Genomic DNA, 15,139 nt, shown 5'->3' on the forward strand with positions numbered 1-15,139 from the left:
GTATGGAATTTAGGGTATAATCGCCGCCTTTTCCAGCGAAATGCCGGGTTTTTCTGGCTAACTGCCAGTTTTGCAAGCACTTATGAGGATCACAACATGCAACTTCCCCATTGCCCACAATGTAATTCCGAATACACCTATGAAGATAACGGTATGTTCATCTGCCCGGAATGCGCCCATGAATGGAACGACGCCGAGCCTGCACAGGATCACGACCAGCTGATCGTCAAAGACGCCAATGGCAATCTGCTGGCGGACGGTGATAGCGTGACGGTGGTAAAAGATCTGAAAGTGAAAGGCAGCTCTTCCATGCTGAAAATCGGCACCAAAGTTAAAAATATCCGCCTGGTTGAAGGCGATCACAACATTGATTGTAAAATCGACGGTTTTGGCCCGATGAAGCTGAAATCCGAGTTTGTGAAAAAGAACTGATCTTCAGGGCGGGCATCACCTGTCCGCCGGTCCCCCCACGCTTCACCTCCTGTTCATGCCGCCGTAACGAAACTGTCATCTTAAACCGTCACGATGAATGCGCCTCTTCACAGGCGACATTTAATTGCTTTCGTCACCGTGCCGTAAAATCGCCAGCCAGCCGGAATGACTTTTGACTCTGGCTGGCGGAGATAATGTATGACCCTACAGACCGCGTTTACCCTACCCGCGCAGTTCACCCCGCCGGGCTCCCGTCGCTTAATGAAAGCCCTGAGCGAGCCGGGCGTGATTATTTCTCTGGACCATCCGCTCGATCTGGCCACGGTAAATCGACTGATGGCGCTTGCCGGTAGCGATACTCCCGTCTGGCTACCCGCCACTGCCAGCCATCACGCCATACAGCAGAATTTGCGCTTTGGCGGCAATGCTATGCTGATTTTAGATGTTGCCAGCCTCAGCGGTGGACATATGCTGCGTCTGACCGGAAGTGGAATTGCGGAGGAGCGAATGGTCGCGCCAAAACTGCCGACGTGCTTACTGCATGAGTTGATGGATCGCCCTTCGTCAGTGCCGCTGGGCATCGATCTGATCCTCACGAGCGGCGGCCGACTGATGGCGCTCCCTCGTACCACCTGTATTGAAACGGGTGGCACGAAGTAGTGGCGGTGCTATTCGCGTCGCTGTTCGATCTCTGAAATCGCCTGCACCCGCGCCTGATGTCGGCCCCCTTCAAATTCCGCCGCCAGCCAGGCATCAACAATCATCTTCGCCAGTTCCAGCCCCACCACCCGTGAGCCAAACGCCAGCACGTTAGTATCATTATGCTGGCGGGAAAGCTGCGCGGAATACGGTTCGCTACACACCACCGCCCGAATACCGGGATACTTATTCGCGGTAATCGATATCCCCACGCCCGTACCGCAAATGAGCACCCCACCGTCTGCCTCGCCCTGTATAACCGCTTCCGCCACGGCGCTGGCATAGCGCGGATAATCGGTGCGCTCCGCAGACCATGTGCCTTTGTCAATAACCTCAATGCCTTTGCTGTGAAGATGCGCCAGCAAATCCTGTTTAAGGATAAACCCGACATGATCGCAACCTAACGCCACTTTTTTCATCTTTGCCTCGCTTTACGCCAAACTTTACTGGCCCGGTGTAGTTTGTGATTTAAGACCGGTACATTGTTGAAAAAATCCCCAAAAACACCGGGACCAGCGCCTGTTCTACACGGCATAATTTCACAAATCAAGCGCTGACTATGAGATACACAGGGAATGAAGGCGCATCCAGTTAAATCTTGATTATAAATAAATATATGAATTATAAACAATTAAAATAAAAATAAAGCTTACAGCCCTCACCGAAAACTTCACAATTAATAAAACTTTATGAATTTACTATTTTTGTGAAGTCACCGACATATTTATTGTTTCTGCTGTGGTGATATAGTGATGTCTTCATTTCAAGGACACACAGAGCAATGAGTCAGACAGAATTTGATCAAGGGTTTCCCAATGGCATCGGCCTCGCCCCTTATCTGCGAATGAAGCAGGAAGGCATGACCGGAAATGAAAGCCGGATTGTGGACTGGTTGCTGTCGCCGGGTAACCTGAGCGATGCGCCAGCGATAAAAGACGTGGCAGAAGCGCTGATGGTCTCGGAAGCGATGATCGTAAAAGTCTCAAAACTGCTGGGTTTTAGCGGCTTTCGTAATCTGCGCAGCGCGCTGGTGGACTATTTCTCTCAGTCTGAGCAGGTCCTGCCCGCTGAACTTGCCTTTGATGAAGCCCCGCTGGATGTGGTCAATAAAGTCTTTAACATTACCCTGCGCACGATTATGGAAGGGCAGTCGATCGTCAATGTGGACGAGATCCACCGGGCGGCGCGTTTTTTCTATCAGGCAAAACAGCGCGATCTGTATGGCGTGGGTGGCTCGAACGCCATCTGCGCCGATATTCAGCATAAATTCTTACGCATCGGCGTGCGCTGCCAGTCTTATCAGGATGCCCACATTATGATGATGTCGGCCTCGCTGCTGAAGGAAGGTGACGTGGTACTGGTGGTGTCCCACTCCGGGCGGACCAGCGATTTAAAATCGGCCACTGAGCTGGCGAAGAAGAATGGCGCGAAAATCATTTGTATCACCCACAGCTATCACTCGCCGATTGCAAAACTGGCAGATTTTATTATTTGCTCGCCTGCGCCAGAGACGCCGTTATTAGGGCGTAACGCTTCGGCGAGGATATTACAGTTAACCTTATTAGATGCATTCTTTGTTTCTGTAGCGCAACAAAACATTGAACAGGCAACGTTAAATATGAAAAAAACCGGCGCAATTGTTGATTACTTTTCACCAGGCGCGCTGAAATAAAATAGAGTCCATCTGCAGGATGGACTCCTGTTTACCCTACCATTGAGATCATTGTTATGAATAAATATCTGAAATTATTCAGCGGTGCTGCTGTGGGCCTGATGTTATCCACCAGTGCGTTTGCGGCTGCCGAATACGCTGTGGTATTAAAAACATTATCTAATCCATTCTGGGTAGATATGAAAAAGGGAATTGAAGATGAAGCTAAAACGCTTGGGGTTAGCGTTGATATTTTTGCCTCACCATCGGAAGGTGATTTCCAGTCTCAATTACAGTTATTTGAAGATCTGAGCAACAAGAATTATAAGGGCATTGCGTTTGCTCCTCTCTCTTCTGTTAACCTGGTGATGCCGGTAGCCCGCGCGTGGAAAAAAGGGATCTACCTGGTGAATCTCGACGAAAAAATCGATATGGATAACCTGAAAAAAGCAGGTGGGAATGTCGAAGGATTTGTTACCACCGATAACGTTGCGGTAGGTGCAAAGGGCGCAGAATTTATTATCAGTAAACTGGGCGCTGAAGGCGGTGAAGTAGCGATTATTGAAGGCAAAGCCGGAAACGCCTCCGGAGAAGCCCGCCGTAACGGCGCAACAGACACGTTTAAAAAAGCCAGCCAGATCAAACTGGTCGCCAGCCAGCCTGCTGACTGGGACCGCATCAAAGCACTTGACGTCGCTACCAACGTTTTGCAGCGGAATCCAAATCTGAAAGCGTTTTACTGCGCAAATGACACGATGGCAATGGGCGTGGCGCAGGCCGTTGCCAACGCAGGCAAGGCCGGTAAGGTACTGGTGGTTGGCACCGATGGTATCCCGGAAGCCCGTAAGATGGTCGATGGTGGCCAGATGACCGCGACAGTCGCACAGAATCCGGCGGACATCGGTGCTACCGGCCTGAAGCTGATGGTTGATGCGGCCAAAACCGGCAAAGTGATCCCGCTGGATAAATCACCGGAAATGAAGACTGTCGATTCTATTCTGGTCACAAAGTAGGTCCGTAGCCGGGCCGGAAGGTGATATTTCTCTGGCCCGGGGATTTTTGCAAATATTGTGTAGAGGCGACTTATGGTCACGCCATATATTTCCATGGCGGGGATCGGCAAATCTTTTGGTCCGGTTCACGCCTTAAAATCGGTTGATTTAACGATCTATACGCATGAGATCCATGCCCTGTTAGGTGAAAATGGCGCGGGTAAATCGACGTTAATGAAAGTTCTGTCGGGAATACACGACCCGACCAAAGGTGTCATTACGGTTAATAACGTTAATTACGACAAACTCGATCATAAACTGGCGGCCCAGCTTGGCATCGGTATCATTTATCAGGAACTCAGCGTTATTGATGAATTAACGGTGCTGGAGAATCTTTATATTGGTCGCCATCTGACGAAGAAAATCTGCGGCATTAATGTTATTGACTGGAAAGAGATGCGTTTGCGCGCGGCAATGATGTTACTGCGCATTGGTCTGAAAGTGGATCTTGATGAAAAAGTGGCAAATTTATCTATCAGCCATAAGCAAATGCTGGAAATTGCCAAGACGTTAATGCTGGACGCAAAAGTCATCATTATGGACGAACCCACGTCATCGCTGACTAATAAGGAAGTGGATTACCTCTTTTTAATCATGAATCAGCTGCGTAAAGAAGGCACGGCGATTGTTTATATCTCACATAAGTTGGCGGAAATCCGCCGTATCTGCGATCGCTACACGGTAATGAAGGACGGCAGCAGCGTATGCAGCGGCAGAGTCAGCGACGTTACCAATGACGATATCGTGCGTCTGATGGTCGGTCGCGAACTGCAAAACCGTTTTAACGTGATGAAAGAAAATACCGGCAACGTCAAGCGCGATACCGTTTTTGAAGTAAAAAACGTTACCAGCCGGGATAAGAAAAAGGTGCGCGATATCTCCTTTAGCGTCAACCGCGGCGAGATCCTCGGTTTTGCCGGGCTGGTCGGCTCCGGACGCACTGAACTGATGGACTGCTTATTCGGCGTGGATAAACGCAGCAGCGGTGAAATTCGCCTGAACGGGCAAACCATTTCCCCCCGCTCCCCGCTCGACGCGTTGAAAAAGGGGATGGGCTATATCACCGAAAGCCGTCGTGATAACGGCTTTTTCCCCAACTTCTCTATTGCGCAGAACATGGCGATAAGTCGCAGCCTGAAGAACGGCGGTTATAAAGGCGCGATGGGCCTGTTTCGCGAGGCGGATGAGTATAAAACCGCCGAGACGCAGCGCAATCTGCTGGCGCTGAAATGCCATTCCGTCGATCAGAACATCACCGAACTTTCCGGCGGCAATCAGCAAAAAGTGCTGATTTCTAAATGGTTAAGCTGCAATCCGGAAGTCCTTATTTTTGATGAGCCGACGCGCGGTATCGACGTCGGTGCCAAAGCGGAAATTTATAAAGTGATGCGCCAGCTGGCTGACGAGGGAAAAGTCATCCTGATGGTGTCATCTGAACTTCCGGAAATCATCGCCGTTTGCGACCGCATCGCGGTGTTCTGCGAAGGGCGACTGACGCAAATCCTGACCAATCGCGATGATATGAGCGAAGAGGAGATTATGGCATGGGCATTACCACACGAGTAAAAGGCGACGTGGACGGCAAAAAGCCGTTTAACTTCGCGCTGTTCTGGGACAAGTACGGCACCTTTTTCATCCTCGCGATTATCGTGGCGATTTTCGGCACGCTGTCGTCGGAATACTTCCTGACCGCAAATAACATTACGCAAATTTTCGTGCAAAGCTCGGTGACGGTGCTGATTGGCATGGGCGAGTTTTTCGCCATTCTGGTCGCCGGTATCGACCTCTCGGTTGGCGCGATTCTGGCGCTTTCCGGCATGGTGACGGCCAAACTGATGCTCGCTGGCGTTGATCCCTTCCTCGCGGCGCTGATTGGCGGCGTGCTGGTCGGTGGCGCGCTGGGGGCGATTAACGGTTGTCTGGTGAACTGGACCGGCCTGCACCCGTTTATTATCACCCTCGGCACGAACGCCATTTTCCGCGGCGTGACGCTGGTGATCTCCGATGCCAACTCGGTTTATGGCTTCTCGTTTGATTTCGTTAACTTCTTTGCCGCAAGCGTAGTGGGGATACCGGTGCCGGTGATTTTCTCGCTGATTATCGCGCTCATTTTATGGTTCCTCACCACGCGTATGCGGCTGGGACGCAATATTTACGCTCTCGGCGGCAATAAAAACTCAGCGTTCTACTCCGGTATTGATGTGAAGTTTCACATTCTGGTGGTGTTTATTATCTCCGGTATCTGCGCGGGTCTCGCGGGCGTGGTCTCCACCGCGCGACTGGGCGCCGCAGAGCCGCTGGCCGGGATGGGTTTTGAAACTTACGCCATCGCCAGCGCCATTATTGGCGGCACCAGCTTCTTTGGCGGTAAGGGCCGTATCTTCTCGGTGGTCATTGGTGGGCTGATCATTGGCACCATCAATAACGGGCTGAATATTCTACAAGTACAAACGTATTACCAGTTGGTCGTGATGGGCGGGCTGATCATTGCCGCCGTGGCGCTTGACAGACTGATTAGCAAATAAACGCGTCGTATCCAGGAGTTAATGATGAAAATTTCCCCCTCTTTAATGTGTATGGATCTGCTGAAGTTTCAGGAGCAGATTGAATTTATCGACCAGCACGCAGACTACTTCCATATCGATATTATGGATGGTCACTTCGTCCCCAACCTGACGCTGTCGCCGTTTTTCGTCAGCCAGGTGAAAAAGCTCGCCAGCAAACCGCTGGATTGTCACCTGATGGTGACCCGTCCGCAGGATTATATCGGCCAGCTGGCGCGTGCCGGCGCGGATTTTATTACCCTGCATCCGGAGACCATCAATGGTCAGGCTTTCCGTTTGATCGAGGAGATCCGCCGCCACAATATGAAAGTTGGCCTGATCCTCAACCCGGAAACGCCGGTAGAAGCCATGAAGTATTACATCCATAAGGCCGACAAGATCACCGTGATGACGGTCGATCCCGGTTTTGCCGGTCAGCCGTTTATCCCGGAAATGCTGGCGAAAATCAGCGAGCTGAAAGCCTGGCGCGAGCGTGAAGGTCTGCATTATGAGATTGAAGTCGACGGCTCCTGTAACCAGGGCACATATCAGCAGCTAATGGCGGCAGGTGCCGATGTCTTTATTGTCGGTACGTCAGGGCTGTTTAATCACGCTGAGCAAATTAATGATGCCTGGGCAGTAATGGCCGAACATATTCTGGCGGCGAAAAACGAGGTTCTCCCTCATGCGAGAAGAGCATAACGTTGTCGCAGGCGTCGACATGGGAGCAACCCATATCCGGTTTTGCCTGCAAAATGAGGATGGTACGGTACTGCACTGCGAGAAACGCCGCACGGCGGAAGTGATTGCCGCTGGCGTTCAGGCAGGGATCGTCTCGCTGATTCAGGCGCAGCTACAGACCTTTTCTGCTCGCTGTCATGGCCTGGTGATGGGGTTTCCTGCGCTGGTCGGTAAAGACGAGCGCACGATTATCTCCACGCCCAATCTGCCGCTGAAGATGGACGAGCTGCATCTTCTTGCCGATCGGCTGGAGCAGGATCTGGGCAATCCGGTGACGTTTGCCCGCGATGTGAATCTTCAGTTGTCATTCGACGTGCAGGAGAATGACCTCCGGGATCGGCAGGTACTGGCCGCTTATTTAGGGACCGGGATGGGATTTGCCATCTGGCTGAATGGCGCGCCCTGGACCGGGGCGCACGGCGTTGCGGGGGAACTGGGACATATTCCACAGGGTGATATGTCCCTGCGCTGCGGCTGTGGTAATCCGGGCTGTCTGGAAACGGTCTGCTCCGGGGTAGCGCTTCAGCGCTGGTATGCGCAGCAACCGCGTGGCTACGAACTCGGCGAGTTGTTTTTCCACGCCGCTGAAGAGCCGTTTGTTCAGCACTTCCTTCAGCATGCCGCCCGCGCTATTGCCACCAGCATCAACCTGTTCGATCCGGATGCGGTGATCCTCGGCGGCGGCGTCATGGATATGTCTGCTTTTCCGCGTGAAACGCTGATCGCGCTAATTAGCACCCATCTTCGTCGACCGCTACCCTACCAGGCGGTACGCTTCATTACGGCTTCATCTTCCTCCTTCAATGGCGCGCAGGGAGCCGCAACGCTGGCCCGTAGTCGCTATTTAGCACAACCCGCCGCTGCGTTCGGGTAACGGGCTGACACCTTCTCCGGCGCATATTTATAGCAGGCTGGCGTAGTGTCAGTCTGCGCAGCGATTTTGGTATATCTCCCGTCACACAGTCAGCTTTTCGACACGTCAAATATGACGACATCCTGTTTTTCGTCAGCATTTTGAACAAATTCCAGGCGTAATATCGGTGAATACCCCCAGTAAAAATATGGCATAAAAGATGCATAATGGGGGTGACAAGCGCGTTAGCGCGATTTGATTAACTGGAGCAAGACCGATGAAAAAAGTCGTCACGGTTTGCCCGTATTGTGCATCAGGTTGCAAAATCAATCTGGTGGTCGATAACGGCAAAATCGTCCGGGCAGAGGCGGCACAGGGGAAAACCAACCAAGGAACTCTGTGTCTGAAAGGCTACTATGGATGGGATTTTATTAACGATACCCAGATCCTGACCCCGCGCCTGAAAACCCCTATGATCCGTCGCCAGCGTGGCGGCAAGCTGGAATCCGTCTCCTGGGATGAAGCGCTGAATTACGTGGCTGACCGTCTGAGCGCCATCAAGGCGAAATACGGCCCGGATGCCATTCAGACCACCGGCTCCTCACGCGGAACAGGTAATGAAACCAACTATGTAATGCAAAAATTTGCGCGCGCGGCGATTGGTACTAACAACGTCGACTGCTGCGCTCGCGTCTGACACGGCCCATCGGTTGCAGGTCTGCACCAGTCGGTCGGTAACGGCGCAATGAGTAATGCCATCAATGAAATTGATAATACGGACTTAGTGTTCGTCTTTGGGTACAACCCGGCAGACTCCCACCCCATCGTGGCGAATCATGTGATTAACGCCAAACGCAATGGGGCAAAAATTATCGTCTGCGATCCGCGCAAAATTGAAACCGCGCGCATTGCTGACATGCATCTCGCATTGAAAAACGGCTCCAATATCGCTCTGTTGAATGCGATTGGTCATGTCATTATTGAAGAGAACCTGTACGACCAGGCGTTTGTCACCCATCGTACCGAAGGTTTTGCAGAGTACCGCAAGATTGTTGAAGGCTATACGCCGGAGTCCGTTGAGGACATCACCGGCATCAGCGCTGATGACATTCGCAAATGCGCTCGTCTGTACGCCGGCGCGAAATCCGCCGCTATCCTTTGGGGTATGGGCGTGACCCAGTTCTATCAGGGCGTGGAAACCGTGCGTTCGCTGACCAGTCTCGCGATGCTGACCGGTAACCTCGGCAAGCCAAGCGCGGGGGTCAACCCGGTTCGCGGCCAGAACAACGTGCAGGGCGCATGTGATATGGGCGCGCTGCCGGATACCTATCCGGGCTATCAGTACGTGAAGTTCCCGGAAAACCGCGAGAAATTCGCCAAAGCCTGGGGCGTGGAAAGCCTGCCGGCACATACCGGCTATCGCATCAGCGAACTGCCTCACCGTGCAGCGCATGGTGAAGTGCGCGCCGCGTACATCATGGGTGAAGATCCGCTCCAGACCGATGCGGAACTCTCCGCCGTGCGTAAGGGCTTTGAAGATCTGGAACTGGTCATTGTGCAGGATATCTTCATGACCAAAACCGCCGCTGCCGCAGACGTTATTTTACCGTCTACGTCATGGGGCGAGCATGAAGGCGTCTTCTCTGCCGCTGACCGTGGCTTCCAGCGTTTCTTTAAAGCCGTTGAGCCGAAGTGGGATCTGAAAACCGACTGGCAGATTATCAGTGAAATCGCCACCCGGATGGGCTATCCGATGCACTACAACAACACCCAGGAAATCTGGGATGAGTTGCGCAGCTTGTGTCCGGATTTTTACGGAGCGACGTACGAGAAGATGGGTGAACTGGGTTATATCCAGTGGCCGTGCCGTGACACGTCGGATGCCGACCAGGGAACGTCTTACCTCTTCAAAGAGAAGTTCGACACCCCGAATGGCCTGGCACAATTCTTCACCTGCGACTGGGTCGCGCCGATCGACAAACTCACCGACGAGTATCCGATGGTGCTTTCCACCGTGCGTGAAGTGGGCCACTACTCCTGTCGTTCAATGACTGGCAACTGTGCGGCACTGGCCGCGCTGGCTGACGAGCCGGGCTATGCACAAATCAACACTGCCGACGCAGCGCGCCTGGGCATTGAGGATGAAGCGCTGGTATGGGTTAACTCACGTAAGGGCCGAATTATCACCCGCGCTCAGGTTAGCGATCGTCCTAATAAAGGTGCGATTTATATGACCTACCAGTGGTGGATTGGCGCCTGTAACGAGCTGGTGACCGAGAATCTCAGTCCGATTACCAAAACGCCGGAGTATAAGTACTGCGCGGTTAACGTGGAGCGCATTGCCGATCAGCGCGCCGCCGAGCAGTATGTGATTGATGAGTACAATAAACTGAAAGCCAGTTTGCGCGAGAGTGCAATGGGCTAATGCTTTAGCTAACAGGTATTAATAAAAAAGCGGCGATAATATTCGCCGCTTTTTTATTTGTGATATTTATTAGTAAATAGATTATGCGAAGCTTATTCCAGATAAATGCAATCATTCAAAAGAAATTACATTGCACTTTTTCTTTAATTCCTGATTAAAAAGAATATGATATTTCGCGGGTGCTTAAGGCTTTCTGTCTTAAGCATGATTGAGGAACAGAAAGCAGAAAGCCCCGGGCAATGTTTCCATTAACCCGAGGCTATCCCTCAACCACGACAAGTTGAGATTAGCCTCTTACCCTTAGGTTTGCAAGGAGTAAAAGGCATGACGCCATTGAAATATGTGTTAGCCATTTTAGTTGTGGTGTGTCTGACCATAGTGATCTTTACCTTTATTAATCGCGGCAGGCTTTGCGAGTTTACAATAAAGAGCGAGCATCAGGAGGTGGCGGCGAAACTGGCCTGTACGGCTGGTTAAACTCAACAGGCGGGGAAACCCGCCTGTTCTTGTCTGGAGCAGAGGTCTTAATGCACCCCTTCTATTTGTATTTTTACTAAATTCCGCCAAAGCCATTCATCACATAAATAATATATATGTGAACCTGCTTCAGAAATTAATGTAATTTCCTGCGTAAAATTACATTACGCTTTTTCTTTAATTCCTGATTAAAAAGAATATGATACTCCACGGGTGCTTAAGGCTTTCTGTCTTAAGCATGATTGAGGGACAGAAAGCAGAAAGCCCCGGGCAATGTTTCCATTAACCCGAGGCTATCCCTCAACTCCAAGCAAGTTGAGATTAGCCTCTTACCCTTAGGTTTGCAAGGAGTAAAAGGCATGACGCCATTTAAATATGTGTTAGCCATTTTAGTTGTGGTGTGTCTGACCATAGTGATCTTTACCTTTATTAATCGCGGCAGGCTTTGCGAGTTAACAATAAAGAATGAGCATCGGGAGGTGGCGGCGAAACTGGCCTGTACGGCTGGTTAAACTCAACAGGCGGGGAAACCCGCCTGTTCTTGTCTGGAGCAGAGGTCTTAATGCACCCCTATCTTATTGATCGGCAGTCTTATCAAATTTGCCCAGCATGTCGCGCTCGTAGGCCAACGCTTTTTTACGGTCAAATTGATGTTCCCACTTGGCGATAACCAGCACCGCCAGCGCGTTACCTACCACGTTAAGCGCGGTACGGGCCATATCAAGAATACGGTCAACGCCTGCAATAAAGGCAAGACCTTCCAGCGGAATACCGACGCTGCCAAGCGTGGCTAACAGCACCACAAAAGAAACGCCCGGCACGCCAGCAATACCTTTCGACGTGACCATCAGCGTCAGCACAAGGATAATTTCCTGGCCGAGGGAGAGATCGATACCGTAAAGCTGCGCAATAAAGATGGCAGCGATACTCTGATAGAGGGTTGAACCGTCGAGGTTAAAGGAATAGCCGGTCGGCACTACGAAACTGGTAATAGACGCTGGCGCACCGTACGCTTCCATCTTCTCAATAATGCGCGGCAGAACGCTCTCAGAACTGGCGGTTGAATACGCCAGAATCAGTTCATCTTTCAGGATACGGATCAGCGTCCAGATACTGAGTTTACACACCCGGGCGACTGCGCCGAGAACCACCAGCGCAAAAAAGATGATGGCAAAATGCACCAGAATCACCAGCTTCGCCAGCGGCCACAGCGAGGCGAAACCAAAGTTAGCCACCGTCACCGAAATGAGCGCGAATACCCCGACCGGCGCATAACGCATCACCATATGGGTTACTTTAAACATGGTTTCTGAAATCGAACGAAATACGGTAACCAGCGGTTCACGGTGTGTGGCAGGCAGTGAAGAAAGCCCCAGGCCAAACAGCACAGAGAAGAAGATAATCGCCAGCATGTCGCCCTTCGCCATTGAGGCGATAATGTTGGTCGGCACCAGCGACAGGATCGTCCCCATCAAACCATGCGCATGACTTTGTACTTCCGCCGTCGTGCTCTGATATTTTGAAATATCTACCGTGGCCAGTTGCGCCATATCAATACCCGCGCCCGGCTGAAACACGTTCGCCAGCGTAATACCAATAACAATGGCGATAGTGGTGATTACTTCGAAATAGAGAATCGTCTTTGCGCCGATACGGCCAAGCTGTTTTGCATCACCCACACCTGCAATTCCCACAATTAAAGTGGAAATAACAATAGGGACGACTATCATTTTGATGAGGTGAATAAAGATATCACCCGCTGGAGAAAGAAGGTTGGCGATGAGCCATTCGCGGCTGTCGCTATGGTAATGCAGATAACTTCCCAGCAGGATGCCCAGCACAAGGGCCAGCAAAATCTGCCATGCCAGGCTGAGTTTAAAAATTTTCATAATAACGAACTTCCTTAACGAGCCGTCCCATTCAAAATGTGAATGAAAAACGGGTGAACGGTATGAAATTGTGTCGCGTCCTTTTTTAGGATTTTTAGCGCGTATCATCAGTACCACTTGCAGCCTGTGCTGTGCAACCCTTTCCCTGCGGCCCGGTTGGGACAGAATACAGATGTTAAGTCAGTTTATGGAGTATTAAGTTCTATAACCTTTTGTTATAAATAAATAATTTACTACTGCATTTTTAATAATTCCCTATATAAACTATTAACCTTCAAAGATCCGTTTGCTGTTTTTTCAAACACTACATTTAATGCGTGATCTGCCGCCCAAAAAATAAACAAAGCTTATTCCCCCTCCTGTAATTAACGTTTATGTGACATATCATTAACATCTTACAAGGAGAAAAAAAGCCATGAGCCAAATCCATAAACACGCCATTCCCGCAAATATTGCGGAAAACTGCCTGATAAACCCGGAGCAGTACAACGAGAAATACCAGCAATCTATCACCGATCCTGATACTTTCTGGGGTGAGCAAGGCAAAATCCTCGACTGGATCACCCCTTATCAAAAGGTAAAGAATACCTCGTTTGCGCCCGGCAATATTTCGATTAAATGGTACGAGGACGGCACGCTAAATCTGGCGGCCAACTGCCTGGATCGTCATTTACACACGCGCGGCGATCAAACTGCAATCATCTGGGAAGGCGATGATGCCAGCCAGAGCAAGCACATTACTTATCGCGAACTGCATGCTGACGTTTGCCGCTTTGCCAATACTCTGGTCGATTTGGGAATAAAAAAAGGCGATGTCGTAGCGATTTATATGCCGATGGTGCCGGAAGCGGCTGTTGCCATGCTGGCCTGCGCACGTATTGGTGCAGTGCACTCCGTTATTTTTGGTGGTTTTTCACCCGAAGCCGTTGCCGGACGCATTATCGACTCCAGTTCGCGTCTGGTCATTACTGCCGATGAAGGCGTGCGCGCCGGACGCAGCATTCCGCTGAAGAAAAACGTCGATGACGCGCTGAAAAACCCGAATGTAAAAAGCGTTGAGCACGTCATTGTGCTTAAACGTACCGGCGGCAAAATCGACTGGCAGGAAGGGCGCGATCTGTGGTGGAGTGATGTGGTTGAAAACGTCAGCGCAGAACATCAGCCGGAGGAGATGAATGCAGAAGATCCGCTGTTTATCCTTTATACCTCCGGCTCCACAGGTAAACCGAAGGGGGTGCTGCACACCACCGGGGGCTATCTGGTTTATGCTGCTACCACCTTTAAATACGTTTTTGACTACCACCCTGGTGAGGTTTACTGGTGCACCGCCGATGTGGGCTGGGTCACCGGCCACAGCTATTTGCTGTACGGCCCGCTGGCCTGCGGCGCGACCACGCTGATGTTTGAAGGGGTCCCGAACTGGCCGACTCCGGCGCGCATGTCGCAGGTCGTTGACAAGCATCAGGTCAATATCCTTTATACCGCGCCCACCGCCATCCGTGCCTTAATGGCTGAAGGGGATAAAGCGATTGAAGGCACCGATCGCGCTTCGCTGCGTATTCTCGGGTCCGTCGGCGAGCCGATTAACCCGGAAGCCTGGGAGTGGTACTGGAAAAAGATCGGTAATGAAAAATGCCCGGTGATGGATACCTGGTGGCAGACCGAAACGGGTGGTTTCATGATCACGCCGCTGCCGGGCGCAATTGAACTAAAAGCCGGTTCCGCCACCCGACCATTCTTTGGCGTCCAGCCCGCGCTGGTCGACAACGAAGGCAACCTGCAGGAAGGGGCAACCGAAGGTAACCTGGTGATCACAGACTCCTGGCCTGGTCAGGCGCGCACGCTGTTTGGCGATCACGAACGTTTCGAACAAACCTACTTCTCGACCTTTAAAAACTGTTATTTCAGCGGTGACGGCGCGCGTCGCGATGAAGACGGTTATTTCTGGATCACCGGACGCGTGGATGATGTGCTGAACGTTTCGGGTCATCGCCTGGGCACGGCAGAAATCGAATCCGCGCTGGTCTCGCATCCGAAAATCGCTGAAGCGGCGGTGGTCGGCATCCCTCACAATATTAAAGGCCAGGCGATCTACGCCTACGTCACGCTCAATCACGGCGAGGAACCCTCGGCGGAGTTGTACACCGAGGTGCGCAACTGGGTGCGTAAGGAGATCGGCCCGCTGGCGACGCCGGACGTGCTGCACTGGACCGACTCGCTTCCCAAAACGCGCTCCGGCAAAATCATGCGTCGTATTTTGCGCAAAATCGCCGCCGGCGATACCAGCAATCTGGGTGATACCTCGACGCTGGCCGATCCTGGCGTAGTGGAAAAACTGCTCGAAGAGAAGCAGAACCTGGCGATGCCATCGTAATCT

The 15,139-nt window shown here is 51.6% G+C and carries 14 protein-coding genes; 12 read left to right on the top strand and 2 right to left on the bottom strand.

Features of this window, described 5'->3' with window-relative positions:
- Positions 1-96: 96 nt before the first annotated feature.
- A complete protein-coding gene (locus P0H77_RS20940) occupies positions 97-432 on the top strand; it encodes a zinc ribbon domain-containing protein YjdM (protein ID WP_176918794.1) in 336 nt (111 codons plus the stop codon).
- A gap of 198 nt (positions 433-630) precedes the next feature.
- Positions 631-1,092: a phosphonate C-P lyase system protein PhnH gene (locus tag P0H77_RS20945; protein WP_276159096.1), complete on the top strand. Its 462-nt coding sequence runs from the start codon at positions 631-633 to the stop codon at positions 1,090-1,092.
- A gap of 8 nt (positions 1,093-1,100) precedes the next feature.
- Here the strand turns inward: P0H77_RS20945 and rpiB are convergent, their stop codons facing one another.
- A complete protein-coding gene (rpiB, locus tag P0H77_RS20950; protein ID WP_276159097.1) occupies positions 1,101-1,550 on the bottom strand; it encodes a bifunctional allose-6-phosphate isomerase/ribose-5-phosphate isomerase RpiB in 450 nt (149 codons plus the stop codon).
- 362 nt (positions 1,551-1,912) lie between these two features.
- Here rpiB and alsR point away from each other — a divergent pair, with 362 nt between their 5' ends.
- The 9 genes from alsR (at position 1,913) to P0H77_RS20995 (ending at position 11,385) form a co-directional block, all read left to right on the top strand.
- Positions 1,913-2,803 (top strand): D-allose utilization transcriptional regulator AlsR, encoded by an 891-nt coding sequence (gene alsR / locus P0H77_RS20955; RefSeq protein ID WP_276159098.1) that lies wholly within the window; start codon positions 1,913-1,915, stop codon positions 2,801-2,803.
- A gap of 56 nt (positions 2,804-2,859) precedes the next feature.
- Entirely contained in the window at positions 2,860-3,795 is a 936-nt protein-coding gene (gene alsB, locus P0H77_RS20960) for a D-allose transporter substrate-binding protein (protein ID WP_276159099.1), read from the top strand.
- Positions 3,796-3,867: 72 nt separating this feature from the next.
- Complete coding sequence (gene alsA, locus P0H77_RS20965) at positions 3,868-5,400, top strand: D-allose ABC transporter ATP-binding protein AlsA (protein WP_276159100.1); 1,533 nt, start codon at positions 3,868-3,870, stop codon at positions 5,398-5,400.
- Positions 5,379-6,359 carry a D-allose ABC transporter permease gene (gene alsC / locus P0H77_RS20970; protein ID WP_276159101.1) on the top strand — a complete coding sequence of 327 codons (981 nt, stop codon included), beginning with the start codon at positions 5,379-5,381 and terminating at the stop codon, positions 6,357-6,359. The genes alsA and alsC overlap by 22 nt, the downstream gene beginning before the upstream one ends.
- A gap of 24 nt (positions 6,360-6,383) precedes the next feature.
- Positions 6,384-7,079, top strand: a complete 696-nt coding sequence (gene alsE, locus P0H77_RS20975; protein WP_276165190.1) for a D-allulose 6-phosphate 3-epimerase — start codon at positions 6,384-6,386, stop codon at positions 7,077-7,079.
- Positions 7,063-7,992 (top strand): allose kinase, encoded by a 930-nt coding sequence (alsK, locus tag P0H77_RS20980; protein ID WP_276159102.1) that lies wholly within the window; start codon positions 7,063-7,065, stop codon positions 7,990-7,992. Before alsE ends, alsK begins: the two co-directional genes overlap by 17 nt.
- A 256-nt stretch (positions 7,993-8,248) precedes the next feature.
- Positions 8,249-10,396, top strand: a complete 2,148-nt coding sequence (fdhF, locus tag P0H77_RS20985; protein WP_276159103.1) for a formate dehydrogenase subunit alpha — start codon at positions 8,249-8,251, stop codon at positions 10,394-10,396.
- Positions 10,397-10,720: 324 nt separating this feature from the next.
- Positions 10,721-10,873: a Hok/Gef family protein gene (locus P0H77_RS20990; RefSeq protein ID WP_276159104.1), complete on the top strand. Its 153-nt coding sequence runs from the start codon at positions 10,721-10,723 to the stop codon at positions 10,871-10,873.
- A 359-nt stretch (positions 10,874-11,232) separates the two neighbouring features.
- Positions 11,233-11,385 carry a Hok/Gef family protein gene (locus P0H77_RS20995; protein ID WP_276159105.1) on the top strand — a complete coding sequence of 51 codons (153 nt, stop codon included), beginning with the start codon at positions 11,233-11,235 and terminating at the stop codon, positions 11,383-11,385.
- 63 nt (positions 11,386-11,448) lie between these two features.
- Here P0H77_RS20995 and gltP read toward each other — a convergent pair whose 3' ends face one another.
- Positions 11,449-12,762 (bottom strand): glutamate/aspartate:proton symporter GltP, encoded by a 1,314-nt coding sequence (gene gltP, locus P0H77_RS21000; RefSeq protein ID WP_276159106.1) that lies wholly within the window; start codon positions 12,760-12,762, stop codon positions 11,449-11,451.
- A 415-nt stretch (positions 12,763-13,177) separates the two neighbouring features.
- On the opposite strand from gltP, the gene acs reads away from it, so the two are divergent.
- The gene (acs, locus tag P0H77_RS21005; protein ID WP_276159107.1) at positions 13,178-15,136 is read left to right on the top strand and encodes an acetate--CoA ligase; all 1,959 of its coding nucleotides are present in this window, start codon (positions 13,178-13,180) and stop codon (positions 15,134-15,136) included.
- The last annotated feature ends 3 nt before the right edge of the window (positions 15,137-15,139 follow it).

Source organism: Superficieibacter sp. HKU1 (genome assembly GCF_029319185.1).
In the GTDB taxonomy this organism is placed as follows: Bacteria; Pseudomonadota; Gammaproteobacteria; order Enterobacterales; family Enterobacteriaceae; genus Superficieibacter.